Genomic DNA, 26,405 nt, shown 5'->3' on the forward strand with positions numbered 1-26,405 from the left:
AGTCGTATCACCCGTCGAGGGGCAAGCAAGGGGGGTAGCCGAAGGGGGAGGAGCGACGCACAGCCATGGGTGAGGTCTTCGCCGGCCGGTACGAACTGGTCGACCCGATCGGACGCGGAGGGGTCGGCGCCGTGTGGCGCGCCTGGGACCACCGCCGCCGCCGCTATGTGGCCGCAAAGGTCCTGCAGCAGAGCGATGCGCACTCTCTGCTGCGCTTCGTCCGCGAGCAGGCCCTGCGTATCGATCACCCCCATGTGCTCGCGCCGGCCAGCTGGGCCGCCGACGACGACAAGGTCCTGTTCACCATGGACCTGGTCGCCGGCGGCTCGCTGGTCCATCTGGTCGGGGACTACGGTCCCCTGCCGCCCGCCTTCGTCTGCACTTTGCTCGACCAGCTCCTGTCGGGGCTGTCCGCGGTGCATGCGGAAGGCGTCGTGCACCGCGACGTCAAGCCCGCCAATGTGCTCCTGGAGGCGACCGGGACGGGTCGGCCGCGGCTGCGGCTGTCCGACTTCGGCATCGCCATGCGGCTGGGCGAGCCGCGCCTGACGGAGACCAACCTCGTGGTGGGGACGCCGGGTTATCTCGCTCCCGAGCAGATGATGGGCGCTGAACCGGACTTCCCCGCGGACCTGTTCGCCGTCGGACTGGTCGCGCTGTATCTGCTGGAGGGCGCCAAGCCGGACGCCAAGGCGCTCGTCCAGTACTTCGCGGCGCACGGGACGCCGAGCGCTCCCAAGGGCATCCCCGAGCCGCTGTGGCAGGTCGTGGCCACACTGCTGCAGCCCGATCCGCTGGCCCGGTTCCGAACGGCCACGGGGGCGCGCAAGGCGCTCGCCTCCGCCACGGAGCTGCTGCCGGAGCCCGGTCCCGACGACGAGCTGATCGAGATCTTCGACCAACTCGGTGCTCTCCCACCGGGGTTCGCCTCCACCGGACCCCTCAAGCCCGCGCCGGGTGTGGGTGCGAGGAGGGAGGCGGCTGCTCCTGGAACCGGTGCAAGTGAGGCTCCGTCGTGGCCCGTTGAGGCAGAGGCGTCTTCCCGGCCGTCCGCGTCGGACGCAGCCGCCGTACCGTCCATGGGTGTCGCACCACCGCCTGATCCGCGTCAGGACGCCGGGGCCCGGCCGGAGCCGTCCGTCCCCGGGCAGCCGCCCAGCATGTCGGACACCGGCAGCTTCCACCTGCCGCCCCCACAGGCCACCGTCTCCTCCGCCCGAACTCCCGCTCCACAGACGCCAACACCGCACGCACAGGCACAGCCCCACCAGGGCGGCCACCAGCAGCCCGCCTACGTCTCCCCCCACGACCCCACGCATGTGCTGCCCTCCCCCCAGTCGCACGTGCCGCTGCACCCCGCCCAGGCCCTGACCCCGGCGGCGGACCAGCGCGCTGATGCCTCTACTGCTTCGTACACCGCCCAGGTCCCGCAGGTTCCGCCTTCCGCGCAGGAAATCTCGCAGGAGACCACGCGCCGCAACCACCGCGCCCGCCCCGCACGGCGCCCCGGCCCACCCGCCAAGGTGGCGATCCCGCTCCTGCTTCTCGCGCTGACCTGCTACGCCGTGGGGTTCTGGGCGCTGACCCGCATCTGAACGGTTCGCCGGCCCTTGGTCCGCATCCGAACGGTCCGCCTGACCCGCAGGCCGCCGGACCTCACGAGACCCCTGCCCTGCGCCGGGCCGTGACCGTCCACACCCCGAGGACGACGAGCAGCACCGTGCCTGCCCCGATACCAGCCACGGCGACCGCCGTCATCGCGGCGTCGACGCCCGCGGCTCCGCCTTCCGCTGCCGCCTCCCGGTCCTGCGCCGTGACCTCGAAGACGTTTCGCGGCACGGGCTGCCCCGCGTACCCGGGACCGTCCTGCGCCGCGCCCTCGACCCGCACGTGCAGCCGCAGCCCGAACGGCCCGTCGCCGAACTCGTCGGCCACTCCTTGGGCGAGGTGCACCACGAGGTAGTACGAGCCGGCGAAGCGCATCCCGTTCACCTGGTCGGTGACGGCGTAGCGGTTGGCGTAGGCGACGGACGGCACCGGTGCGAGGGAGGCCGATTTCTGCTGACCGTCATAGCCGACGCTCGCGTCCTCGACGTCGGCGCGCACGGGGTTGTAGAGCGTCAGGTCCAGGGCGGCGACCGCATAACCCTGGCCGGCGCCGTCCGCACTGCCCAGATCGGCGGTGGCGGACAGCTGCTGCCCCCAGTCGACCGGGACCTTGTAGAACAGCGTCTGCCCGGGCGAGATGTCGGCGCGCCAGACACCCTGTCCCACGGAGGTCGCCCGGGAGAACCCCGCGCCCCCAGGGCTGCGCTTGGGCTCGCCCGAGACCGGGGTGGGCGAGGCGGAGTTCCACACTGTGGGCGGGTTCGTCGAACCGGCCTCCTTCAGGGGCGGTTCGGTCTGGGCGGCGAGCTCCAGGTCCCAGGCGCCGGGCGAGGAGTCCGCCGTACCGACGCGCTCGACGACGACGTAGTACGTGCCGACGCCCTTGCACAGGGGGTTGGCCGGGGAGGTCGTTCGTGCGCCCCATGCCGTGATGGGGTGCGGGCTCTTGGCGGCGCCGAAACTCGCGCTCTGGTTGGAGCAGGAGTCACTGTCGGCGTCCTGCACCGACACCCTGATGCCGTCGGTGACGGAGAGCTTGGCGCCCGCGCGGGGGATGGCGGTGGCGGAGACGTACGTGTTCGACTCGGCGTCGAGTTCAAGGCTGTAGTAGACCTTCGCGCCCCTGGGGAGGGAGCTGCGGTACGTCTTGCCGACCTCGAGGCGCTGGGCGTCAGTGGACCCCGTCGCCCCGTCGACGGACTGTGCGCCCTCTGCGAAGGCGTAGGCGGAAGCGGCGGAGGTGCCGTCGGCGCTCGGAGTTCCGGATGCCGCCGCGGCGCCGGCCGGCCAGGACGCCGGTGCGGCCGCCGTGCACAGCACCGCTGCCACGGCCGCCACGCGCACGCGTGCGGACGCACGACCGCCCCGTGCCCTCGCGCGCCACCACGCCGTACGCCGCCCCATCACGCGCCACCCCTCGTCGTCGCCCGGACCGCTGGACCGTGGCCCATCCTGCCCCGCGAGGCGGCGCCTCATCCGGGCAACACAAAACCCCGACCGCTAGGACGGCCGGGGTCTGCTCAGATTCGGTTGTCGATACTCACGAACCCGTGGGCACGGAGTCAGTCGCCTCCGTCCACAGATCCTGCTCGGCGCGATCCGCCTGGATCTGGCGGTACACGAGGAGCCCGCCGATGGCGGCCAGTGCGACCAGGAGAAGCTTCTTCACCGCGCGACCTCGTCTTTCCTTGACGTAGGGGACCTCTGGCGCCCGACTATACACACCGACCGATACCGATCGGTGACCTGCGTAGGCCCCCAACTCCCCTCCGGTATACCGCAGTAGAACCGGAGGTGACCGCTCCGATCTGAGGGTGATCACACCCTCACGGACGGTGATTTTGCACCCGATCCTCAGCTTTTCCAGCTGTTTGCGGCCATACGGGTGGTGTTCATCTGAACTTCGACGCGGCACGGGCGTAGATCCACCACTTCGCGGCCCCCATACACATCATGAGGAAAGTACGCAAATCGCCCGACCCGAAAGTGAGGGGCCATGGCCCAGAACCAGGTCATGAAGCTGTGGACCGCCATCGTCACCGCCTTCCTGGCGCTGTGCACGACGCTCGGACTCATCACGACGACCGCCGCCGCGGCCGTACCGCAGACCGAGACGACCGGCAACATCACCACACACGTGACGATGCCGACGGCGTCGCCCTGGTCCTGGTCCTACGACCGGGCCCTGCCCCCCACGATGAAACAGCGCATCCGCGCCGAGGCCCACGGAAAGTCCCCCAGCTGCCGCCACCGCCCGCTCGCGGACTCGGATGCATGCGCGGACGGGGAGACACAGACAGACACGGACATCTCCGAGCCGGCCACTCCCCTCCAGCTCTGAGGCACCGCCTCTCACATCCCCAGACGTAGCGGCGAACTTGCGTACACAAACCGCCCACGCCGAAGACCCCCAACCGGTTCCGGTTGGGGGTCTTCGCACTCTGGGGCCAGCAGGATTTCAACCTGTGGCCCTCATCCTTATCCGGTCGATCATGGGGCCTGTCGACGTCGAAGAACCGGCTCCAAGCCTTGGCGGTTTGACAAGCGGTGCCTACACGCCGACGGCTCCGGAGTCGCTAAGCCAGTTTCTTGTACATGTGGACGTCCTCGGCGCCACCGGGGATCCCCAGAGTTCTGCCGGTCTCGAGGTATCCGTGACGCTGATAAAACGCCGGGGCCTGGAAGGTGAAGGACGAGACGCATGCGCGGTCGCAGCCACGCAGCCTTGCCTCCTCCTCTGCGGCCAGAAGCAGCTTGCTTCCCCAGCCGTCCCCGCGGCTTTCCTCGCGGACCCAGACCATCTCGATACCGAGCAGCCCACCCCATGTCCAAGCGGACAGGCCACCAATGAGTTCGCCGGCGTCGTCGACGACCTTCACCGACAGCGCCCCCTGGTCGGCAGCAGTGGTCCCAGTTGCGGGGAAATTGACCTCGTCCAGCCCCTTGGACAGGCGCTCGTTGAGTTCGGGGTCACGGCGGCCGATGCTCATCGCAGCACCAGTGTGATCATGCGCCATGCCGCAGAGTGTGGCACACAGGTATGGGCCTGAAGTCGTCACGCAGCTGTGGGGCTTCGCAGCGGCCATAGACGTCAAAGACCCCCAACCATGATCGGTTGGGGGTCTTCGTGCTGGTGGGGCTAACAGGATTTGAACCTGTGGCCTCATCCTTATCAGGGATGCGCTCTAACCAACTGAGCTATAGCCCCGCCGCGCTCTGCGGTGTGTGTCCCGCGCGCTGACTCCTGAAGATTAGCGCACGACGCGCGCAGTCCCAAAATCGGTTCTCTCAGGGCCGGCGGCAGGGGTTTGAAAGGACGGTCAAGGCCAATGTCACTCGTCCTCGGCGAGCGTCAGCTCGATGCCGCCGACGAAGCCCGCGGAAAGGTTGTAGATGAAGGCGCCGAGGGTCGCGAGAGCCGTCGCGAGGACGACGTCGATGACCGCGATGATCGACGTGAACATCAGGACATGCGGGAGCGACAGGAAGGACTGCAGGTCGAAGCCGTTCGACTCGTTCGAGCCGGTCGCCTCGGAGATCGTGCCGCCGACCGTCGAGAAGACGCCCATCGCGTCCATGACCATCCACAGCACGGCGGACGCGACGATCGTGCAGATGCCGAGCGCGATGGAGAGCAGGAAGCTCACCTTCATGACCGACCACGGATCGGCCTTGGACACGCGCAGGCGTGCCTTGCGGATGCGGGGCGTGGTGCGCGCGCCGGTGCGCGGCCGCCGTACGGCACTGGTCGGTGCCTGAGCCGGTGCCTGGGCCTGGTTCTGGTAGGCCTGCGGCGGGTGGTAGGGCCCTGCGGGCTGCTGCGGCTGGCGCTCGCCGGGGAGCGGAGAGGCCGGCTGCGGCGGTGCGGGCTGGGCCGGAGGCTGCGGTTGTGGCTGCGGCTGAGCGCCCGGAGCGGCCGGGCCCGCCCCAGCCTCGTGCTGCTGAGTCTGCGGACCTCGGGTGTCCGTCACTGTTCCCCCCTGGGATCCCTGAGTGTCGGGCGAGGGCGAGTCGGCCTTGCCCGCGTCGATCGCGCGCAGTTGGGTCGTGTGCGAATCTGTCGCACGCGCGGCGGAGCCACGGCCGCCGCCGTCCGTTTCGGTACCCGTGGGGGTACCGGCCGATCCGGCGCCCGTGGCTCCGCTCACGATGACTCACTCCTCGTGCTACTCAGCCGAGGGCGCCTCACCCTCGTCCGTGCCGGTGGTCGCGGCACCTTCGGCGGTCTCGTCGATGGCGTCGCCGCCGTCGACCTCCTCCGCCTCGCGTCCCGCCTCGGCGTTACGAGCGATACCGACCACGGCATCGCGCTTGCCCAGGTTGATCAGTTGGACGCCCATGGTGTCACGGCCCGTCTCCCTGACCTCGTTGACTCGCGTACGAATCACACCGCCCGACAGCGTGATGGCGAGGATCTCGTCCGTCTCCTCGACCACCAGCGCCCCGACGAGTGACCCACGATCCTCAACGATCTTGGCGGCCTTGATGCCGAGGCCTCCGCGACCCTGGACGCGGTACTCGTCGACGTTGGTCCGCTTTGCGTACCCACCGTCCGTAGCAGTGAACACGAACGTACCGGGTCGAACAACATTCATCGAGAGCAGCTCGTCACCGCCGCGGAAGCTCATGCCCTTGACACCCGAGGTGGCACGGCCCATGGGCCGCAGGCTTTCGTCCGTCGCGGTGAACCTGATCGACTGTGCCTTCTTGCTGATCAGAAGCAGATCGTCATCGGGGGAGACGAGTTCGGCTCCGATCAGTTCGTCGTCGGAACCGGCCTCCGTCTCCCGGAGGTTGATGGCGATGACACCACCGGCGCGCGGCGAATCGTAATCCTTCAGAGGCGTCTTCTTGACCAGGCCGCCCTTGGTTGCGAGGACCAGGTACGGAGCCGCCTCATAGTCGCGGATCGCGAGGATCTCGGCGATCGCCTCGTCCGGCTGGAAGGCGAGAAGGTTCGCGACGTGCTGGCCGCGCGCCTCGCGGCCGGCGTCGGGAAGCTCGTACGCCTTCGCGCGGTAGACGCGGCCCTTGTTGGTGAAGAACAGCAGCCAGTGGTGCGTGGTCGACACGAAGAAGTGGTCGACGATGTCGTCCTGCTTCAGCTTCGTGCCGCGCACGCCCTTGCCGCCCCGCTTCTGCGAGCGGTAGTCCTCCGTCTTGGTGCGCTTGATGTAGCCGCCGCGCGTGATGGTGACGACGATGTCCTCTTCGGCGATCAGGTCCTCGATGGACATGTCGCCGTCGAAGGGCACCAGCATCGTCTTGCGGTCGTCGCCGTACTTCTCGACGATCGCGGCGAGTTCCTCGCTGACGATGCCGCGCTGGCGGACCGGGGAGGCGAGGATCGCGTTGTACTCGGTGATCTTCGCCTGGAGTTCGTCGTGCTCCTGGATGATCTTCTGGCGCTCCAGGGCGGCCAGTCGGCGAAGCTGCATCTCGAGGATGGCGTTCGCCTGGATCTCGTCGATCTCCAGGAGGTCCATCAGGCCCGCGCGTGCGATCTCGACGGTGTCGCTGCGCCGGATCAGCGCGATGACCTCGTCGATGGCGTCCAGGGCCTTCAGCAGGCCGCGCAGGATGTGCGCCCGCTCCTCGGCCTTGCGCAGCCGGAACTTCGTACGCCGGACGATGACCTCGATCTGGTGCGTCACCCAGTGGCGGATGAACGCGTCGAGCGACAGCGTGCGCGGCACACCGTCGACCAGCGCCAGCATGTTGGCGCCGAAGTTCGTCTGCAGATCGGTGTGCTTGTAGAGGTTGTTCAGTACGACCTTGGCGACCGCGTCCCGCTTGAGCACGATGACGAGACGCTGACCGGTGCGCGACGACGTCTCGTCGCGGACGTCGGCGATACCGCCGATCTTGCCGTCCTTGACCAGGTCGGCGATCTTCTGCGCGAGGTTGTCGGGGTTGGTCTGGTACGGCAGCTCCGTGACCACCAGGCACTGGCGGTTCTGGATCTCCTCGACCTCGACGACCGCGCGCATGGTGATCGAGCCGCGACCGGTGCGGTACGCCTCCTCGATGCCCTTGCGGCCGACGACGAGCGCGCCGGTCGGGAAGTCGGGGCCCTTGATGCGCTCGATGAGGGCGTCCAGGAGCTCCTCGTGCGAGGCCTCCGGGTTCTCCAGGTACCACTGGGCGCCGGCCGCGACCTCGCGCAGGTTGTGCGGCGGGATGTTGGTCGCCATGCCGACCGCGATACCGGCCGAACCGTTGATCAGCAGGTTCGGGAAGCGGGCCGGCAGGACGGTCGGCTCCTGGGAGCGGCCGTCGTAGTTGTCCGTGAAGTCGACGGTCTCCTCGTCGATGTCACGGACCATCTCCATGGACAGCGGCGCCAGCTTGCACTCGGTGTAGCGCATGGCGGCCGCGGGGTCGTTGCCCGGGGAGCCGAAGTTGCCGTTGGAGTCCACCAGCGGCATCCGCATCGACCACGGCTGCGCGAGGCGGACCAGCGCGTCGTAGATCGACGAGTCGCCGTGCGGGTGGTAGTTGCCCATGACGTCGCCGACGACGCGGGCGCACTTGTAGAAGCCCTTCTCGGGCCGGTAGCCGCCGTCGTACATGGCGTACAGGACGCGGCGGTGGACGGGCTTGAGACCGTCCCGGACGTCAGGCAGCGCGCGGGACACGATGACGGACATCGCGTAGTCCAGGTACGAGCGCTGCATCTCCGTCTCGAGCCCGACGGGCTCGACACGCATCGCGACTTCGCCGCCCTCTTCAGGGGTGACGGGAGTGTTCTCGTCGGCCATTGCTGGTGAAGATCCTTCCTGGTGCGGTCAGCTGAGACCGACTCAGATGTCGAGGAACCGGACGTCCTTGGCGTTGCGCTGGATGAACTGGCGGCGCGCCTCGACGTCCTCGCCCATCAGGACCGAGAACAGGTCGTCGGCCTGGGCGGCGTCGTCGAGAGTGACCTGGCCGAGGACGCGGTGTTCCTGGTCCATCGTCGTGATGCGCAGCTCCTCGGCGTTCATCTCGCCGAGGCCCTTGAAGCGCTGGATCGAGTCCTCGCGGATGCGCTTGCCACGCTGGCGGCCCATCTCGATCAGCGCGTCGCGCTCGCGGTCCGAGTAGGCGTACTCGATGTCGTCCCGGCCCCACTTGATCTTGTACAGCGGGGGGCGGGAGAGGTACACGTGACCGGCCTCGACCAGCGGCCGCATGAAGCGGAACAGGAAGGTCAGCAGCAGGGTGCTGATGTGCTGACCGTCGACGTCGGCGTCCGCCATCAGGATGATCTTGTGATAGCGCAGCTTCTCGATGTCGAAGTCCTCGTGGACTCCGGTGCCGAAGGCCGAGATCAGCGCCTGGATCTCCTGGTTCTGCAGGATCTTGTCGATCCGCGCCTTCTCGACGTTGAGGATCTTTCCTCGGATCGGGAGGATCGCCTGGTACTGCGGGTTCCGGCCGGACTTGGCCGAACCGCCGGCGGAGTCACCCTCGACGATGAAGATCTCGCACTTGGTGGGGTCGTTCGACTGGCAGTCCGAGAGCTTGCCGGGCAGGGACGCCGACTCCAGCAGCCCCTTGCGGCGGGTCAGGTCACGGGCCTTGCGGGCCGCCACGCGCGCGGTGGCCGCCTGGATGCCCTTGCGGATGATGTCCGCGGCCTCGTTCGGGTTGCGGTCCAGCCAGTCGTTGAGGTGCTCGTAGACCGCCTTCTGCACGAAGGTCTTCGCCTCCGTGTTGCCCAGCTTGGTCTTCGTCTGGCCCTCGAACTGCGGCTCGCTCAGCTTGATCGAGATGATTGCGGTCAGACCCTCGCGGATGTCGTCACCCGTGAGGTTGTCGTCCTTCTCCCGCAGCAGCTTCTTGTCGCGCGCGTACTTGTTGATCAGGTTCGTGAGCGCCGCGCGGAAACCCTCTTCGTGCGTACCGCCCTCGTGCGTGTGGATGATGTTGGCGAAGGAGTACACACCCTCGCTGTAGCCGCTGTTCCACTGCATCGCGACCTCGAGGGAGAGCATGCGCTCCTTGTCCTCGGCCTCCAGGTCGATCACGGTGGGGTGAACGACGTCTCCCTTGCGGGAGTTGAGGTGCTTCACGTAGTCGAGGATGCCGCCGTCGTAGCGGTACGTGACGGACTTGACCTCGTCCTTCTCGTCCGCGCCCGCTTCGTCCGCACCGGTGGTGGCCTTCGCCACCTCGCGCTCGTCAGTGAGTTTGATCGTCAAACCCTTGTTGAGGAACGCCATCTCCTGGAAGCGCCGCGACAGCGTCTCGAAGGAGTACTCGGTGGTCTCGAAGATCTCGGGGTCGGCCCAGAAGGTCACCGAGGTGCCGGTCTCGTCGATGGCCTCGTTGCGCGCCAGGGGGGCGGTGGGGACGCCCAGCTTGTAGTCCTGGGTCCAGCGGTAGCCGTCCGTCTTGACCTCTACCGCGACCTTCGAGGACAGCGCGTTGACGACGGAGACACCGACGCCGTGCAGACCACCGGAGACCGCGTAGCCGCCGCCGCCGAACTTGCCGCCCGCGTGCAGCACGGTCAGCACGACCTCGACCGCCGGCTTGCCTTCGGAGGGAATGATGCCGACCGGGATGCCACGACCGTTGTCGACGACGCGCACGCCGCCGTCCGGCAGGATCGTCACGTCGATCGTGTCCGCGTGACCGGCCAGCGCCTCGTCGACGGAGTTGTCGACGACTTCCTGCACCAGGTGGTGAAGTCCGCGCTCACCGGTCGAGCCGATGTACATACCGGGTCGCTTGCGGACCGCGTCCAGACCCTCGAGGACGGTGATCGCGCTGGCGTCGTACGAGGCGGTGACCTCGCCGTTCGACGGGGTCACCGCGTTGTTCTCGCCGGCGTCGGTGGACGGGATGTTCTCGTTGGGGTTGCCGGAATCGGCCACGAAGCGCCCTTTCTGGCACAGCACGAGCCAGGCTCGTCGGCGGGTTGCCGGAGCGGCTGCGGCATGTTGCGTTGGTAAGCCTTGTTCAGCGTTGCTCAGCTTTTCCCGGCGGTCCCCACGAGTGGGGCGGGATTAGCTTCCAGTCTACCGGTAGCGCCGACAGTGATGGGGGTTTGCCGGTACCTGAGTCCGCATGTGGCGCCCTGAACCGGCGTCTTCCGGGTCCCCATATACGGAGCGGGGCTCCAAGAGGCTCACAGCGGCACTCAGCGCTTCCGGCTGTCAACCCTTGGCTACTTGGGAGTCAGGTCGGGATTCGCAACCGCACGCGGTGGTACGACGCAGGGGCCGCCGGCGCCACGACGAGACCGCCTACGGCCTGCAGATGTGAGGTCTGTCACCCATACGTGTCGCCGGGTCCCGTGCTGCCGGGGGCGCGCAGGGGACCGTAGCGACGGGCGGGGCCGCTGGGACCGTTCACCTTGATCATCTTCACCGCGCCGTGCCCGAGATCCTCGTTGAGACGGGCGACGAGCGTCGGTGCGAGCAGGCGCAGATTCGTCGCCCAGGCCGTGGAGTCGCAGCGCACGACGAGCACGCGCTCGTCCTCGTCGTACTTCTCCGGCACACAGTGCTTGGCCACGTCCTCACCGACGATCTGCGGCCAGCGGCCCATGACGCCGCCCACCGCCGCCGGGGTCTCCCAACCGCGCTCGGTGATCAGCCGGTTGATCGCAGCACCGAGCGCCATGGGGTCGCGCCCGTCGGCGCGCGCGCCGGAGCGCAGACCACCGCGCCGCGCCTGTTTCTTCTGCTGCGCCGCGTCCCCACGCGCGCGTGCCTGTTCCTTCGCCGCCCTGAGCGCCACGCGCGCGAGGTCGACGCCGGACGGCTCGGGGGTCTTCTTGGTCTCCTTGGAGGCCGGCTCCTCGCTCGTCATGCGCGCTCCACCGTCCCGTCCGACACGGAGTACCGCGTCCCGGTCAGTACGTGCGGTACGTCGTCGTCGACCGCGGCGGTCACCAGCACCTGCTCACCGGGCGCGACCAGCTCCGCCAGGCGCTCACGGCGGCGGGTGTCCAGCTCGGCGAAGACGTCGTCGAGGACGAGCACCGGCTCGTTGCCCTCGGCCCGCAGAAGGTCGTAGGAGGCGAGGCGCAGCGCCAGCGCGTACGACCAGGACTCGCCGTGGGACGCGTACCCCTTGGCGGGCAACTGACCGAGTTTGAGAAGCAGATCGTCTCGATGGGGTCCTACGAGGGTGACGCCCCGCTCGATCTCCTGCTTGCGCGCCTCGGCGAGCGCGGCCATCAACTGCTCGTAGAGGTCCTCGCGCGTATGGGCCTCACCGGGGGCGGACGGCTTGTACTCCAGGGCAACAGGGCCGCCCCCGGGGGCCAACTGCTCGTACGCCTTGTCGGCCAGCGGCTGGACCGCGGCCACCAGGTCGAGGCGCTGGGCGAGCAACTCGGCGCCCACGCCCGCGAGATGCTGGTCCCAGACGTCGAGCGTGGACAGGTCCATGGTGCGGCCGCCGTGCCGGCGAGCCAGCGCGGCCGACTTGAGGAGCGTGTTGCGCTGCTTGAGGACCCGCTCGTAGTCGGAGCGCACGCCGGCCATGCGCGGGGAGCGTGCGGTGATCAGCTCGTCGAGGAAACGCCGCCGCTCACCGGGGTCGCCCTTCACCAGCGCGAGGTCCTCGGGCGCGAACAGGACAGTCCGTACGATGCCCAGCACGTCACGCGGTCTGACCTGCGAGGACCTGTTGATGCGGGCGCGGTTGGCCTTGCCGGGGTTCAGCTCCAGCTCGACCAGCTGCTGCCGCTCGCCCTGCTTGACCTGCGCCCGGATGACCGCGCGATCGGCGCCCATGCGGACGAGGGGGGCGTCGGAGGAGACCCGGTGGCTGCCGAGGGTGGCGAGATAGCCGACGGCCTCGACGAGGTTCGTCTTGCCCTGCCCGTTGGGGCCGACGAAAGCGGTGACACCCGGGTCGAGCGGAACTTCGACCCGGGCGTACGAGCGGAAGTCGGCCAGCGACAGATGCGTGACGTGCATGGTCGTTCGCCGACCTCCCCCAGAGTTGTGGACCGCGCTGCGGCCCTGTGGATTACTTCGTCTCGACCGCGTGGCCGCCGAACTGGTTCCGCAGCGCGGCGATCATCTTCATCTGCGGCGAGTCCTCCTGGCGCGACGCGAACCGCGCGAAGAGCGAGGCCGTGATCGCGGGCAGCGGCACGGCGTTGTCGATGGCGGCTTCCACAGTCCAGCGTCCCTCACCGGAGTCCTGTGCAAAACCCTTCAGCCTGTCCAGGTGCTCGTCCTCGTCGAGGGCGTTCACCGCGAGGTCCAGCAGCCAGGAGCGGATGACGGTGCCCTCCTGCCAGGACCGGAAGACCTCACGCACATCCGTGACCGAGTCGACCTTCTCCAGCAGTTCCCAGCCCTCGGCGTAGGCCTGCATCATCGCGTACTCGATGCCGTTGTGGACCATCTTCGCGAAGTGGCCCGCGCCGACCTTGCCGGCGTGCACCGCGCCGAACTTCCCCTCGGGCTTGAGGGCGTCGAAGACCGGTTGCACCTTGGCGACGTTCTCCGCGTCGCCGCCGAACATCAGCGCGTAGCCGTTCTCCAGGCCCCAGACGCCGCCGGAAACGCCGCAGTCGACGAAACCGATGCCCTTGGCGGCCAGTTCCTCTGCGTGCTTCTCGTCGTCCGTCCAGCGGGAGTTCCCGCCGTCCACGACGACGTCGCCGGGCTCCAGGAGCTCGGCGAGCTCGTCCACGGTCGACTGGGTGGGGGCGCCGGCCGGGACCATCACCCAGATCACGCGCGGACCGCTGAGTTTGCCCACAAGCTCTTCCAGGCTGTGGACATCGGCGAGATCCGGGTTTCGGTCGAATCCGATGACGGTGTGGCCTGCGCGGCGTATCCGCTCGCGCATGTTGCCGCCCATCTTGCCGAGGCCGACGAGACCGAGCTCCATCAATTGTTCCTTTAGGTTGCTGTGTGGCGTGTGAGGCACGTTCGTACCTGTGTCCGAGCCTAAACCCGGACGCTCACGCACACCTGCGGGCATACGCGCTCAAACGTACGCCCCGACCTGCGACTTCTCCCCAAAGGGACGCCCGGTCGTCCACGGCCTGTGGACAACCGGGCGGGACAATCAGCCGCTCAACCGCACCGGCATGATCAGGTACTTGTAGGCCTCGTCCGCCTCCGCGTCCAGCGCCGGCTTGCCGCTGAGCAGCGCGGGCTTCGTGGACGTCGTGAACGACAGCTGGGCCACCGGGGAGTCGATGGCGCTCAGGCCGTCCAGCAGGAACGTCGGGTTGAAGGCAATGGAGATGTCGTCGCCCTCCAGCTGCGCGTCCACCCTTTCCACAGCCTGTGCGTCGTCGCTGGAGCCTGCCTCCAGGATGAGCACGCCCTGCTCGAAGCTGAGCCGCACAGGGGTGTTGCGCTCGGCGACCAGGGCCACACGCTTGACGGCCTCCACGAAGGGGGCGGTCTCGATGACGGCGACGGTGTTGAACTCCGTCGGGAACAGCGTGCGGTACTTCGGGAGGTCGCCCTCGAGCAGACGCGTCGTCGTACGGCGGCCCGCGCCCTCGAAACCGATCAGCCCCTCGCCCGCGCCCGAGCCGGACAGCGCCAGGATCACGCTGTCGCCGCTCGTGAGGGCCTTGGCGGTGTCCAGGAGCGTCTTGGCGGGCACCAGGGCAACCGCGGACGCCTCCGGGTTCTCCGGCTTCCACAGGAACTCACGGACCGCGAAGCGGTAGCGGTCGGTGGAAGCCAGGGTGACCGTGTCGCCCTCGATCTCGATGCGCACACCGGTCAGGACCGGCAGCGTGTCGTCACGGCCGGCCGCAATGGCCACCTGGGCGGCCGCGGAGGCGAAGACCTCACCGGGGACCGTGCCCGTGGCGTTCGGCATCTGCGGCAACGCCGGGTACTCCTCCACAGGCAGGGTGTGGAGTGTGAATCGCGAGGAACCGCAGACCACGGTCGCCCGTACACCGTCTGTGGAAATCTCCACCGGGCGGTTGGGGAGGGCGCGGCAGATGTCGGCGAGCAGCCGGCCGGAGACGAGGACTGTGCCCTCCTCCTCGACCTCCGCCTCCACCGACACACGCGCGGAGACCTCGTAGTCGAAGCTGGAGAGGCTGAGAACGCCGTCCTCGGCCTTCAGCAGGAGGCCGGCGAGGACAGGCGCCGGCGGACGGGCCGGGAGGCTGCGCGCCGCCCAGGCCACTGCCTCCGCGAGTACGTCGCGTTCCACCCGGATCTTCACTGTTGCCGCCTCCTGCTGTTGCCGGCGCTTCTCGCCCTGCCTGGCTTCGTCGTCTGTCTCGGTGTCGTCGGTCCCGGTGGAGGGAAGGACACCGGGGAACAGTCTGACGCACGGCACTGACAGTAGGTGCCTCTCGGGGTCAAGTCGTGACGAGGGGCAGTCGGGAGCCGGACAGCGAGTTGTGCACAGGACCCCCTTCGAAGCGGATTCCCAGCTCTCTCTAGTTGGGAGTAGTAGTAGGGGCTGTGGAAACGGTGGATAACCTCGTTTGCACAGGTCAGGCCGGAAATTTTGTCCACGGGCCCTGTGGGCGGTGACGGTGGACAACTCGGCATCTCTGTGGAGAACGGAAAGTTCTGCACACGCCGTGCACAGCCTTGGGGGAGTTCTCCCCAGCGCCGTCCCCAGCTTTACCCACGTTTCCCACAGGCCAACCCGGCACCTTCGTGTGACGCCTTTCACTCGACCCGGTGATCAGGCGCGTCGGGTTGCCGAACAGTGGACAGCGATGTGGAGAAGCTGCCCATCGCTGGGGACAACTGGCCCTGGCCTGTGGGTTGTCGGTGGACAACTTCGTGCACAGCTTGTGGATCATTTCGTCGTCCACAGTCTGTGGAGATCCTTCGTCCACCAATCCACAGGCACTTGACCTGGCCCGATGGTTTTTCGACAGGGGCCCCTGTGGACACGATCTGGACAACTTCGCAGTCCCCAGGATGTGGACGCAAGAAAGTCACCAAATCTGTGGAGAGCGGCCGTAACGCGGCAGGTAATCGAACAGCGGATGGCCACGCGCACGACGGCAGACGTCCACGCAGCGGGCCGCGGAACGACGGAGGGCGCCCCGGGAGGAGTCCCGGGGCGCCCTCGACGACGTATGTCGGCGGCTGTCAGCCGTTCTTGATGCGGTTCGTCAGCTCGGTCACCTGGTTGTAGATGGAGCGCCGCTCGGCCATGAGATTGCGGATCTTGCGGTCCGCGTGCATCACCGTGGTGTGGTCGCGGCCGCCGAACAGCGCGCCGATCTTCGGTAGGGAGAGATCCGTCAGCTCACGGCACAGGTACATGGCGATCTGGCGGGCGGTCACCAGCGCACGGCCGCGAGAGGTGCCGCACAGGTCCTCGACGGTGAGTCCGAAGTAGTCGGCGGTCGCGCTCATGATGGCCGTCGAGGTGATCTCGGGGGCCGAGTCCTCGCCGCCCGGGATCAGGTCCTTGAGGACGATCTCCGTCAGGCCCAGGTCCACCGGCTGCCGGTTGAGCGACGCGAAGGCCGTCACCCGGATCAGCGCGCCCTCCAGCTCGCGGATGTTGCGCGAGATGCGGGAGGCGATGAACTCCAGCACCTCCGGCGGGGCGTTGAGCTGCTCCTGCACCGCCTTCTTACGGAGGATGGCGATACGGGTCTCCAGCTCGGGCGGCTGGACGTCGGTGATCAGGCCCCACTCGAAACGGTTCCGCAGCCGGTCCTCCAGTGTCACCAGCTGCTTCGGCGGCCGGTCGCTGGAGAGCACGATCTGCTTGTTGGCGTTGTGGAGCGTGTTGAAGGTGTGGAAGAACTCCTCCTGCGTCGACTCCTTGTCCGCCAGGAACTGGATGTCGTCGACGAGCAGGATGTCCATCTCGCGGTAGCGCTTGCGGAAGCTGTCGCCCTTGCCGTCGCGGATGGAGTTGATGAACTCATTGGTGAACTCCTCCGAGCTCACGTACCGCACACGCGTGCCCGGGTAGAGGCTGCGCGCGTAGTGCCCGATGGCGTGCAGCAGGTGTGTCTTGCCGAGCCCCGACTCCCCGTAGATGAACAGGGGGTTGTAGGCCTTCGCCGGCGCTTCGGCCACGGCGACCGCGGCCGCGTGCGCGAAGCGGTTGGAGGCACCGATGACGAACGTGTCGAAGAGGTACTTCGGGTTCAGGCGCGCGGTCGGCTCACCCGGGCCGGTCGCCGGCGCGGGCTTCGCGGCCAGGGGGCCGGGGGCACCGCTGGAGGCGGGCAGCGAGGAGCCGACGGGGCCGCCGCGGTGGACGTGCCCGGAGCCGGACGACTGCTCGGGCAGCTCCCGACGGTCGTCGCGCCGGTCGTAGTCCTGGCGGGACTGCTCGTAGTCGGAGCGCTGCTGGTCGTAGTCGGGTCGCTGCGCTTCGTACGGCGGGCGCTCCATCGACTGCGGCCGGTAGTCCTGGGCCGGGCGTCCGTACGAGTCCTGCTGCGGCGACGCGTACGGGTCCCGCTCGGGGAAGCCGAGGCGCTGCTGCTGCCAGCTGTACTCGTCCTGCGAGGGGCGCGGCCAGGCGCCGGGCTCGGGGCGCTGGTACTCGGACGGGTAGGCCGGGCGGGCGCTGGGCAGTTGGTCCCCCGGGGCGCCGGGGAGCTGCTCGCCGCGGTTCGGCCGGTGGTCGTCGGCGCGATGGCGGCCGTAGCCGTCGTACGGGCCGGAGGGGAGCTCGGGTTCCTCGTAGCGTGACTGGGGGCGGGCCTGCTGCACCGGCGGGGCGGGTGGCTCGCCCGCGGAGTCGTCGACGGTGATCGCGATGCGGATCGGACGGCCGCACTCGCGGCTCAGCGTCTCGCTGACGATCGGGGCGAGGCGGCCCTCGAGCACGCCCTTGGCGAATTCGTTCGGTACGGCGAGCAGTGCCGTGTCCGCGACCAGCGCGAGCGGCTGGCAGCGCCGGATCCAGTGCTCGTCCTTCGTCTCCACCCCCTGCCCGCGTCCCTCGCCGAGAAGTTGGTCCAGTACTCGTGGCCACACTGCGGCAAGATCGGCAGGTACGTCAGCCACAGGGCACGCTCTCTCACGGGTCCCACGAACGTGTGGTTGTGGGACGGGTTGGGATTCAAATGGGGTGGAGCCAAAAACAAGGGGTCAACGGAACGAATCGGAGTTCAGCCACGGTAGTCAGGGCGACGGGTGCGGTTCAAGTTGTTGTCCCCAGGCTGTGGATAGTGTCTACCAGTGACTGCTGGTTTGACCGGATGGCGTAGCCCCGCGTACCGTAACCAGGTCGAGTTGTCGATGGCTGCTGCCGCCTGCCTCCGATGGGCACAGATCGCGTCAGGTGATCGGGAAGCGGTGCACACGGGCGTAACTGCGAGCTACTCGTGGGCGCACGGTGACAGCCAGGACGGCACCCGCCACCACCGATTGATTTCTGGAGCCCCCGAGTGAGCAAGCGCACCTTCCAGCCGAACAACCGTCGTCGCGCCAAGACCCACGGCTTCCGCCTGCGGATGCGTACCCGTGCCGGCCGCGCGATTCTGGCGAACCGCCGTAGCAAGGGTCGCGCCAGCTTGTCCGCCTGATCCCGGTCAGGTCATGCCGTCGTGCTGCCCACCGAGAACCGGCTGAGGCGGCGCGAGGACTTCGCGACCGCGGTACGACGAGGGCGCCGGGCCGGACGCCCGTCCCTTGTTGTTCATCTTCGTAGCGGTGCCACGGACCCGCACGCGCCTGGGGAGAGCGCTCCCCCGACGCGTGCGGGTTTCGTCGTGAGCAAAGCCGTGGGCGGTGCGGTGGTTCGCAACAAGGTGAAGCGCAGACTGCGTCACCTGATGCGGGACCGAGTCGCTCTGTTGCCCCCCGGTAGCCTGGTAGTCGTACGAGCGCTGCCCGGTGCGGGTGACGCCGACCATGCACAACTGGCCCAAGACCTGGATGCCGCCATCGAGCGGTTGCTGGGAGGGGGCGCGCGATGAAGTACCCGCTGCTGGCTCTGATCAAGCTGTACCAGTGGACCATCAGTCCGCTGCTCGGGCCGGTCTGCAAGTACTACCCGTCGTGTTCCCGCTACGGCTACACGGCCATCGACCGGCACGGTGCGATCAAGGGCACGGCGCTCACTGCCTGGCGCATCCTGCGGTGCAATCCGTGGTCGCTCGGCGGTGTGGACCATGTCCCACCGCGCAAGCGCCCGCGGTGGCACGAAATGCTGCGCGACGCGTGGCGCGCACGCAGGGGCGGGCCCTCCGCCGCCGAAACGGCCACCGAGGAGAACCCTCCTTCGAGCCCGGCCGCAGAGACTCCGTCCCATGCCCAAGGAGCATGATTAGTGGACACGATTGCCAGCCTCTTCAGCTTCATCACGACACCCGTTTCATGGGTCATCGTCCAGTTCCACTCGGTGTACGGGAAGATCTTCGGTCCCGACACGGGCTGGGCCTGGGGCCTGTCCATCGTGTCCCTGGTGATTCTGATTCGTATCTGCCTGATCCCGCTCTTCGTGAAGCAGATCAAGGCGACCCGGGCCATGCAGACGCTGCAGCCCGAGATGAAGAAGATCCAGGAGCGCTACAAGAGCGACAAGCAGCGTCAGTCCGAAGAGATGATGAAGCTGTACAAGGAGACGGGCACCAACCCGCTCTCCTCGTGCCTTCCCATCTTGGCGCAGTCGCCGTTCTTCTTCGCCCTGTATCACGTGCTCAACGGCATCGCGACGGGCTCGACGATCGGCGTCATCAACGATTCGCTGCTCGCCAGCGCCCGTAAGGCGCACATCTTCGGTGCCCCGCTCGCGGCGAAGTTCACCGACAGCTCGGAGAAGGTCACCGCGCTCGGCGCGACGCTGACCGACGTCCGGGTGGTCACCGCGATCATGATCGTCATGATGTCGGCGTCGCAGTTCTACACGCAGCGCCAGCTGATGACGAAGAACGTCGACACGACGGTGAAGACGCCGTTCATGCAGCAGCAGAAGATGCTGATGTACGTCTTCCCGGTCATGTTCGCCGTCTTCGGCATCAACTTCCCGGTCGGTGTCCTCGTCTACTGGCTGACCACCAACGTGTGGACCATGGGCCAGCAGATGTACGTCATCCACAACAACCCGACCCCGGGCTCCAAGGCGCAGGCCTCCTACCTGGAGCGCCTGACCAAGCAGGTCACGAGCCACGGCAAGACCCGTAAGCGGAGCGAGAAGACCATCGTCAAGGCGATCGTCGCCAAGGGCCGTGACCGCAACGAGTTCGAGCGTAAGTTCATCAACGCCCTGAACAAGGCTGGTCTCGCCGCTCAGACCGACGGCACCGTGATGAAGAGCGAGAGCGCTGCCGCCGCCCAGACCGAGGACGGTACGCCGACGACCGGCACCGCCGCTGCTCCCAAGCGCCAGCAGCCCAAGCGGCAGAGCAAGGCCCAGCGCCAGTCCGGCAGCCCGAAGGCCGCCGGCGACGAGGAGCCGAAGACGTCGCTGAGCAAGTCCGACGAGCCGGAGGACGCCAAGCCCTCCCCTGCTGCCAAGAAGGCCGAGCCGAAGTCCGGCGGCGGCACCACCCGCAGCAAGGCCCAGTCCGGGCAGCGCAAGGGCCCGCAGCGCCCCAAGTCCCCGTCCAAGAAGTAAGAAGGAGCCCATCCCGTGACGGAAGGCACCACCTCCGCCGCTGTCGAGGGTGCAGACACCCTGACCCGCCTGGAGCAGGAGGGCGAGATCGCGGCGGACTACCTCGAGGGTCTGCTGGACATCGCCGATCTAGACGGCGACATCGACATGGACGTCGAGGCCGACCGCGCCGCTGTCTCGATCATCAGCGACGCGGGCGGCCGAGACCTGCAGAAGCTGGTTGGCCGTGACGGTGAGGTGCTTGAGGCGCTCCAGGAGCTCACGCGCCTGGCCGTGCACCGGGAGACCGGGGACCGCAGCCGGTTGATGCTGGACATCGGCGGCTACCGCGCCAAGAAGCGCGCTGAGCTCTCCGAGCTGGGTGCGAAGGCGGCCGCCGAGGTCAGGAGCACCGGCGAGCCCGTGAAGATGAACCCGATGACCCCGTTCGAGCGCAAGGTCGTGCACGACGCGGTCAAGGCCGCGGGCCTGCGCAGCGAGTCCGAGGGCGAGGAGCCGCAGCGCTTCGTCGTCGTGCTCCCGGCCTGATCGGTCCGTACGTTTTTCCGGCCCCGTCTGTAGCGCAGACGGGGCCGGACTTTGTCAGCCTGATAGTTCTGTTGGTCGGCGCCCGGTGCGCTGATGCGTACGGAAGGACGGTCCCCCGTGACGGAGGCAGCGGAGCTTCCCCCCGCGCCCGAGCAGGCGCGTGAGGTGTTCGGCGATCGCTTCGCGGACGCGGTCCGCTATGCGGAGCTGCTCGCTGAGGCAGGTGTGCAGCGCGGTCTCATCGGTCCACGTGAAGTGCCACGCCTGTGGGAGCGGCACCTGCTGAACTGTGCGGTGCTTTCCGAGGTCGTGCCCGAGGGGGTGACCGTGTGCGACGTGGGCTCGGGTGCCGGCCTGCCGGGCATTCCCCTGGCGCTCGTCCGCGAGGACCTGAAGATCACGCTGCTGGAGCCGCTGCTGCGGCGTACCAACTTCCTCACCGAGGTCGTGGAGCTGCTGGGTCTTGACCATGTGACGGTCGTCCGTGGCCGCGCCGAGGAGGTCATGGGCAAAGTGCCGCCGGTGCATGTCGTGACAGCACGCGCCGTGGCACCGCTGGACCGACTGGCCGCGTGGGGCATTCCGCTGCTGCGGCCGTACGGGGAGATGCTGGCGCTCAAGGGGGACACCGCTGAGGAGGAGCTCAAGAGCGCGTCCACGGCGCTGAGCAAGCTCGGTGCCGTGGAGACGTCCATCCTGCATGTGGGTGAAGGCGTGGTGGATCCTCTGTCCACGGTCGTGCGGGTCGAGGTCGGGGAGAGCCCCGGCGGTGTGCGCTTCGCAGCGAAGAGGGCGAAGGCCGCTCGTACCGGGCGAACACGTCGTCGCCGCTGATCCGGCCTGACGACGAGACGTACTCCACACAAGCTGCCAAACCTACTCACGCCGGAGTGTCGCGACAGTTCGGCCACCGCCGCTGTGCATCGTGTTTCACGTGAAACGTCGCTCCCTGCTGCACGGCATCATCAGCCGCGGCCGCGCCGCTGCTGAACCCCGCGACCGCAAGCCTCTCGGTTCACTCGCAGAGGCGCCCGTATCCGACCCTACTCAGTCCCCCGCGAGGGGCACGGAGTTGTCCACAGAGGTGGATTTCTCCACAGAACAACAGGCCTCACTGGTTCACGACCCCGAAGACATGGGAGGCTCTGTTCATTGCGAGCCTGAAGTCGAGGAGAGTGAATCCTTGCGGTCCGACGCCAACATCGCGGGACCGATGACCGATCCGGTCCCCGGTCCCCGTACCGAGTCGATGGGGGAGGATGTTTCACGTGAAACACCGCCCCCGATGGACGACACTCCGATCGGTCGTGCTGCCCAACTGGCGGTGGAGGCTCTGGGACGGGCCGGCGAGGGCCTGCCACGGCCCGAGCAGACACGCGTCATGGTGGTCGCCAACCAGAAGGGTGGTGTCGGCAAGACGACGACAACCGTCAACCTTGCCGCCTCCCTGGCCCTGCACGGCGGCCGAGTCCTGGTGATCGACCTCGACCCACAGGGCAACGCATCCACTGCGCTGGGGATCGACCATCACGCCGAAGTCCCGTCCATCTACGACGTCCTGGTCGAGAGCAGGCCCCTCGCGGAAGTCGTACAGCCGGTCCCCGATGTTGAGGGTCTTTTCTGCGCCCCCGCCACGATCGATCTCGCCGGTGCGGAGATCGAGCTGGTGTCGCTGGTGGCGCGGGAGAGTCGGCTGCAGCGAGCCATCCAGGCCTACGAGCAGCCGCTGGACTACATCCTGATCGACTGCCCTCCCTCGCTCGGCCTGCTGACGGTCAACGCGCTGGTGGCCGGCGCGGAGGTCCTCATCCCGATCCAGTGCGAGTACTACGCGCTGGAGGGCCTGGGACAGCTGCTGCGCAACGTCGACCTGGTGCGGGGGCACCTCAACCCCACGCTGCATGTATCGACGATCCTGCTCACCATGTACGACGGCCGGACGCGTCTCGCGTCGCAGGTCGCGGACGAGGTGCGCAGTCACTTCGGCGACGAGGTGCTGCGGACGAGCATTCCTCGCTCGGTCCGTATCTCCGAGGCGCCGAGCTATGGACAGACCGTGCTGACGTACGATCCGGGCTCCAGCGGTGCCCTGTCCTATCTTGAGGCGGCGCGAGAAATCGCGCTGAAGGGTGTCGGTGTGTCTTACGAAGCGCCGCATGCCCACATCGGTGCACAGAGCGACCCGAGCATGGTGGAGGGGATCCAGTGAGCGAGCGACGGAGGGGTTTGGGCCGTGGTCTCGGCGCATTGATCCCTGCTGCCCCGACGGAGAAGACGCCGCCCCCGGCCGCGATGGGGGGCGCTGGTTCGGCGTCCCCGTCGGCGGTCCCGGTGCTGACGACCGACCGTGGGGTGGCTGCGGCGAAGGTGGCCACGTTGCCGCCTGTTTCACATGAAACCGAGGAGCTGTCGCTGAACGGCGCGATGGAGGCGCCCGCGCCTCCGGTGGGCGCCTACTTCGCGGAGCTCCCTCTCGACGCCATCACGCCGAACCCGCGCCAGCCGCGTGAGGTCTTCGACGAGGACGCGCTGCAGGAACTCGTGACCTCCATCAAGGAGGTGGGTCTCCTCCAGCCGGTCGTCGTACGGCAGTTGGGTACCGCCCGGTACGAGCTGATCATGGGCGAGCGGCGCTGGCGGGCCTGCCGTGAGGCCGGTCTTGAGGCGATCCCCGCGATCGTGCGGGCCACGGACGACGAGAAGCTCCTCCTGGACGCCCTGCTGGAGAATCTGCACCGAGCACAGCTGAACCCGCTGGAAGAGGCCGCCGCCTACGACCAGCTTCTGAAGGACTTCAACTGCACGCACGACCAGCTGGCGGACCGTATCGGTCGCTCCCGTCCGCAGGTCTCCAACACGCTGCGTCTGCTGAAGCTCTCGCCGGCGGTACAGCGCCGGGTGGCCGCGGGGGTCCTCTCCGCCGGTCATGCGAGGGCGCTGCTCTCCGTCGAGGACTCCGAGGAGCAGGATCGCCTGGCCCACCGGATCGTCGCCGAGGGGCTGTCGGTGCGGGCCGTCGAGGAGATCGTGACCCTCATGGGCTCGCGGCCGCAGACGGCCCAGCGCTCCAAGGGGCCGCGGGCCGGAGCCCTGGTCTCCCCGGCGCTGACCGACCTCGCGACCCGTCTCTCGGACCGTTTCGAGACGCGCGTGAAGGTCGATCTGGGGCAGAAGAAGGGCAAGATCACGGTCGAGTTCGCCTCCATGGAGGACCTCGAGCGGATCCTCAGCAGCCTCGCTCCCGGCGAGGGGCCAGTCCTGCAGAAGAGTCTTCTGGAGGACGACTCCGAGGACGTCGAGGCTTAGAGATCCTGTGGCCGACAGGGCGGTTTCGCTCGGTGGGCCGGTAGAGCGGGCCGTGTCCGGTGTGTACCGGAACACGGCCTGCTCTTTGCTTTCAGGCAGTATCGATGCAATCGCTTCGTGGATACGATGCGTTCGGGTATGGCGCATCCACCTGGCAGTTACCTCTGAGAGGGAGGCAGGGGCCATGCGAACGATGAGCCGCACCGAACTGGTGAGCGCGGGCCTGGGGTTGGGCGCGGTCGGCGGCTTCGTCGGCAGCCTCCTCAGAGAACGGAACGCTCTGACAGCCGCCCGCGACGCTGCGGGCGAAGGAAGCGAGGAACAGGCTTCATGGGGCGTCGGCTCGTACCGCTCACGCTGGACAACCTTCAGGACCTTCCCAAGCGCTGTCGCGCGTGTGTCTTCTGGGAGTTGGACCCAGTCAGTGGCGAGGCCGCGGTAAGAGCGGGCACGTCCGCCCTGGAGAAGGAATCGTGGATCTCAGCGGTCCTGCTGGACTGGGGATCCTGCGGCCGTGTCGTCTACGTCGACGATGTGCCGGTGGGCTTCGTCCTCTACGCCCCTCCGGCCTACGTTCCCCGCTCGACGGCGTTCCCCACGAGCCCCGTCTCGCCGGACGCGGTGCAGCTCATGACCGCGTTCCTCATGCCCGGCTATCAGGGGCAGGGGCTCGGGCGGGTTATGGTCCAGACGGTCGCCAAGGATCTGCTGCGACGGGGCTTCAAGGCCATCGAGGCCTTCGGGGACGCGCGGTGGAAGGAACCCGCGTGTGTCCTGCCGGCCGACCATCTCCTGGCCGTGGGCTTCAAAACGGTCCGCCCTCACCCGACGTACCCGCGACTGAGGCTGGAGCTGCGGACGACACTCTCCTGGAAGGAAGACGTGGAGATGGCGCTGGACCGGCTGCTGGGGGCCGTGCAGAAGGAGCCTGTGTTGCGGCCACTGTGAAAGACGTTCGGACAAGCGAATGGGCCACCCCTTGTGGGGTGGCCCATTCGTGTTTCACGTGAAACATGCGCCGTCGGCTCGACGGCTTCACCGACTACTCGGCGATGAAGTCCTCGAGGTCGCGGACGATTGCGGCCTTCGGCTTCGCACCGACGATGGTCTTGGCGACTTCGCCTGACTGGTAGACGTTCAGCGTCGGGATGGACATGACGCCGTACTTGGCGGCCGTACCCGGGTTCTCGTCGATGTTGAGCTTGACGACCTCGATCTTGTCGCCGTACTCGGCGGCGATGGCCTCGAGAGACGGCGCGATCTGGCGGCACGGACCGCACCAGGCGGCCCAGAAGTCCACCAGCACGGGCTTGTCGCTCTTGAGGACGTCCTGCTCGAAGGAGTCGTCGGTCACGTTCTTCAGGGTGCCGGCCACGGCGGGCTCCTTAACTGGTTGGTGCGTGGGGCGGATGGAGGTCAGACAGAGGTCTTCTCGGGCTCGGCCTGCTCCTCGTCCGCGAGGGCGGAGAGGAAGCGCTCGGCGTCGAGGGCGGAGGAGCAGCCGGTGCCGGCCGCGGTGATCGCCTGCCGGTAGGTGTGGTCGACCACGTCGCCGGCGGCGAAGACACCCGTCAGGTTGGTGTGGGTGGAAGGAGCGGCGACCTTGAGGTAGCCCTCCGCGTCGAGGTCGAGTTGGCCCTTGAAGAGTTCGGTGCGCGGGTCGTGGCCGATCGCGATGAACAGCCCGGTGACCGCCAGGTCCGACAGCTCGCCGGTCTTGATGTTGCGCAGCTTCAGACCGGAGAGCTTCTCCTCGCCTTGAACCTCGGCGACCTCGCTGTCCCAGACGAACTTGATCTTCGGGTCGGCGAAGGCGCGCTCCTGCATCGCCTTGGAGGCGCGCAGAGTGTCCCGGCGGTGGACGATCGTCACGGACTTGGCGAAGCGGGAGAGGAAGGTGGCCTCTTCCATCGCGGTGTCACCGCCGCCGATCACGGCGATGTCCTGGTCCTTGAAGAAGAAGCCGTCACAGGTGGCGCACCAGGAGACGCCGCGTCCGGAGAGCGCGTCCTCGTTCGGCAGACCGAGCTTGCGGTGCTGGGAGCCGGTGGTGACGATGACGGCCTTCGCCTTGTGCACGGTGCCGGCGGTGTCGGTGACGGTCTTGATCTCACCGGTCAGATCGACGGAGACGATGTCGTCCGGGATGAGCTCGGCACCGAAGCGCTCCGCCTGGGCGCGCATGTTGTCCATGAGGTCGGGGCCCATGATGCCGTCCCGGAAGCCCGGGAAGTTCTCCACGTCGGTGGTGTTCATCAGCGCGCCACCGGCAGTGACGGCGCCTTCGAACACCAGCGGCTTCAGCGACGCGCGCGCGGTGTAGAGCGCCGCCGTGTAGCCGGCGGGCCCTGAGCCGATGATGATCACGTTACGGACGTCGCTCACGGCTTGGTTCCTCGTCTCTGGACTGCGTCGTCGGACCGGTGGGAGCCCCTCTCAGAACTCCCACCCCACCCAACGGATCCTAA

The 26,405-nt window shown here is 67.9% G+C and carries 24 protein-coding genes and 1 tRNA gene; 11 read left to right on the forward strand and 14 right to left on the reverse strand.

Annotated elements, in window-relative coordinates; translation table 11 throughout:
* Positions 1 to 65: 65 nt before the first annotated feature.
* Complete coding sequence (locus OG303_RS25180) at positions 66 to 1,595, forward strand: serine/threonine protein kinase (protein ID WP_405871075.1); 1,530 nt, start codon at positions 66 to 68, stop codon at positions 1,593 to 1,595.
* 61 nt (positions 1,596 to 1,656) lie between these two features.
* On the opposite strand, the gene OG303_RS25185 is transcribed toward OG303_RS25180, so the two are convergent.
* A complete protein-coding gene (locus OG303_RS25185; RefSeq protein WP_405871077.1) occupies positions 1,657 to 3,012 on the reverse strand; it encodes a hypothetical protein in 1,356 nt (451 codons plus the stop codon).
* Between the two features lie 136 nt (positions 3,013 to 3,148).
* Complete coding sequence (locus OG303_RS25190; protein WP_003999697.1) at positions 3,149 to 3,277, reverse strand: DLW-39 family protein; 129 nt, start codon at positions 3,275 to 3,277, stop codon at positions 3,149 to 3,151.
* A gap of 327 nt (positions 3,278 to 3,604) precedes the next feature.
* Here OG303_RS25190 and OG303_RS25195 point away from each other — a divergent pair, with 327 nt between their 5' ends.
* On the forward strand, positions 3,605 to 3,949 hold the full coding sequence (locus tag OG303_RS25195; protein WP_405871078.1) for a DUF6344 domain-containing protein: 345 nt from the start codon (positions 3,605 to 3,607) through the stop codon (positions 3,947 to 3,949).
* Between the two features lie 235 nt (positions 3,950 to 4,184).
* Here OG303_RS25195 and OG303_RS25200 read toward each other — a convergent pair whose 3' ends face one another.
* The 10 genes from OG303_RS25200 to dnaA all read right to left on the reverse strand — a co-directional run bounded on the left by OG303_RS25200 (position 4,185) and on the right by dnaA (position 17,549).
* Positions 4,185 to 4,625 (reverse strand): GNAT family N-acetyltransferase, encoded by a 441-nt coding sequence (locus OG303_RS25200; RefSeq protein ID WP_405871080.1) that lies wholly within the window; start codon positions 4,623 to 4,625, stop codon positions 4,185 to 4,187.
* A gap of 114 nt (positions 4,626 to 4,739) precedes the next feature.
* Positions 4,740 to 4,816: transfer RNA gene (locus OG303_RS25205), tRNA-Ile, on the reverse strand.
* 124 nt (positions 4,817 to 4,940) lie between these two features.
* Positions 4,941 to 5,756: a DUF3566 domain-containing protein gene (locus OG303_RS25210; RefSeq protein WP_405871082.1), complete on the reverse strand. Its 816-nt coding sequence runs from the start codon at positions 5,754 to 5,756 to the stop codon at positions 4,941 to 4,943.
* A gap of 18 nt (positions 5,757 to 5,774) precedes the next feature.
* On the reverse strand, positions 5,775 to 8,369 hold the full coding sequence (gene gyrA, locus OG303_RS25215) for a DNA gyrase subunit A (protein WP_405871084.1): 2,595 nt from the start codon (positions 8,367 to 8,369) through the stop codon (positions 5,775 to 5,777).
* 42 nt (positions 8,370 to 8,411) lie between these two features.
* A complete protein-coding gene (gyrB, locus tag OG303_RS25220) occupies positions 8,412 to 10,472 on the reverse strand; it encodes a DNA topoisomerase (ATP-hydrolyzing) subunit B (protein ID WP_405871085.1) in 2,061 nt (686 codons plus the stop codon).
* Positions 10,473 to 10,869: 397 nt separating this feature from the next.
* Positions 10,870 to 11,412, reverse strand: a complete 543-nt coding sequence (locus tag OG303_RS25225; protein WP_405871087.1) for a DUF721 domain-containing protein — start codon at positions 11,410 to 11,412, stop codon at positions 10,870 to 10,872.
* Positions 11,409 to 12,530 carry a DNA replication/repair protein RecF gene (gene recF / locus OG303_RS25230; RefSeq protein WP_405871089.1) on the reverse strand — a complete coding sequence of 374 codons (1,122 nt, stop codon included), beginning with the start codon at positions 12,528 to 12,530 and terminating at the stop codon, positions 11,409 to 11,411. The genes OG303_RS25225 and recF overlap by 4 nt, the downstream gene beginning before the upstream one ends.
* Positions 12,531 to 12,582: 52 nt before the next feature.
* Entirely contained in the window at positions 12,583 to 13,458 is an 876-nt protein-coding gene (gene gnd / locus OG303_RS25235; RefSeq protein WP_405871091.1) for a phosphogluconate dehydrogenase (NAD(+)-dependent, decarboxylating), read from the reverse strand.
* 180 nt (positions 13,459 to 13,638) lie between these two features.
* Positions 13,639 to 14,769, reverse strand: coding sequence for a DNA polymerase III subunit beta (gene dnaN / locus OG303_RS25240; protein WP_405871093.1), 1,131 nt, complete (start codon positions 14,767 to 14,769; stop codon positions 13,639 to 13,641).
* 890 nt (positions 14,770 to 15,659) lie between these two features.
* The gene (gene dnaA, locus OG303_RS25245; protein WP_405871095.1) at positions 15,660 to 17,549 is read right to left on the reverse strand and encodes a chromosomal replication initiator protein DnaA; all 1,890 of its coding nucleotides are present in this window, start codon (positions 17,547 to 17,549) and stop codon (positions 15,660 to 15,662) included.
* 383 nt (positions 17,550 to 17,932) lie between these two features.
* Here dnaA and rpmH point away from each other — a divergent pair, with 383 nt between their 5' ends.
* The 9 genes from rpmH to OG303_RS25290 all read left to right on the forward strand — a co-directional run bounded on the left by rpmH (position 17,933) and on the right by OG303_RS25290 (position 24,885).
* Positions 17,933 to 18,070, forward strand: coding sequence for a 50S ribosomal protein L34 (rpmH, locus tag OG303_RS25250; protein WP_005482975.1), 138 nt, complete (start codon positions 17,933 to 17,935; stop codon positions 18,068 to 18,070).
* A 21-nt stretch (positions 18,071 to 18,091) separates the two neighbouring features.
* Positions 18,092 to 18,463 (forward strand): ribonuclease P protein component, encoded by a 372-nt coding sequence (rnpA, locus tag OG303_RS25255; protein ID WP_405871096.1) that lies wholly within the window; start codon positions 18,092 to 18,094, stop codon positions 18,461 to 18,463.
* Positions 18,460 to 18,813, forward strand: a complete 354-nt coding sequence (yidD, locus tag OG303_RS25260) for a membrane protein insertion efficiency factor YidD (RefSeq protein WP_405871097.1) — start codon at positions 18,460 to 18,462, stop codon at positions 18,811 to 18,813. Before rnpA ends, yidD begins: the two co-directional genes overlap by 4 nt.
* Before the next feature lie 3 nt (positions 18,814 to 18,816).
* Positions 18,817 to 20,103, forward strand: a complete 1,287-nt coding sequence (gene yidC, locus OG303_RS25265) for a membrane protein insertase YidC (RefSeq protein WP_405871098.1) — start codon at positions 18,817 to 18,819, stop codon at positions 20,101 to 20,103.
* 15 nt (positions 20,104 to 20,118) lie between these two features.
* Positions 20,119 to 20,631, forward strand: a complete 513-nt coding sequence (locus OG303_RS25270) for a protein jag (RefSeq protein ID WP_405871099.1) — start codon at positions 20,119 to 20,121, stop codon at positions 20,629 to 20,631.
* A gap of 117 nt (positions 20,632 to 20,748) precedes the next feature.
* Positions 20,749 to 21,465 carry a 16S rRNA (guanine(527)-N(7))-methyltransferase RsmG gene (rsmG, locus tag OG303_RS25275; protein WP_405871100.1) on the forward strand — a complete coding sequence of 239 codons (717 nt, stop codon included), beginning with the start codon at positions 20,749 to 20,751 and terminating at the stop codon, positions 21,463 to 21,465.
* Positions 21,466 to 21,766: 301 nt separating this feature from the next.
* Entirely contained in the window at positions 21,767 to 22,840 is a 1,074-nt protein-coding gene (locus OG303_RS25280; protein WP_405877474.1) for a ParA family protein, read from the forward strand.
* On the forward strand, positions 22,837 to 23,937 hold the full coding sequence (locus tag OG303_RS25285; protein ID WP_405871101.1) for a ParB/RepB/Spo0J family partition protein: 1,101 nt from the start codon (positions 22,837 to 22,839) through the stop codon (positions 23,935 to 23,937). The genes OG303_RS25280 and OG303_RS25285 overlap by 4 nt, the downstream gene beginning before the upstream one ends.
* Before the next feature lie 330 nt (positions 23,938 to 24,267).
* On the forward strand, positions 24,268 to 24,885 hold the full coding sequence (locus OG303_RS25290) for a GNAT family N-acetyltransferase (RefSeq protein ID WP_405871103.1): 618 nt from the start codon (positions 24,268 to 24,270) through the stop codon (positions 24,883 to 24,885).
* Positions 24,886 to 24,979: 94 nt separating this feature from the next.
* On the opposite strand, the gene trxA is transcribed toward OG303_RS25290, so the two are convergent.
* Complete coding sequence (trxA, locus tag OG303_RS25295) at positions 24,980 to 25,312, reverse strand: thioredoxin (RefSeq protein ID WP_161066965.1); 333 nt, start codon at positions 25,310 to 25,312, stop codon at positions 24,980 to 24,982.
* Between the two features lie 41 nt (positions 25,313 to 25,353).
* Entirely contained in the window at positions 25,354 to 26,322 is a 969-nt protein-coding gene (gene trxB, locus OG303_RS25300; protein WP_405871105.1) for a thioredoxin-disulfide reductase, read from the reverse strand.
* Positions 26,323 to 26,405: the final 83 nt, after the last annotated feature.

The organism is Streptomyces sp. NBC_00005, from assembly GCF_045160215.1.
GTDB lineage: Bacteria > Actinomycetota > Actinomycetes > Streptomycetales > Streptomycetaceae > Streptomyces.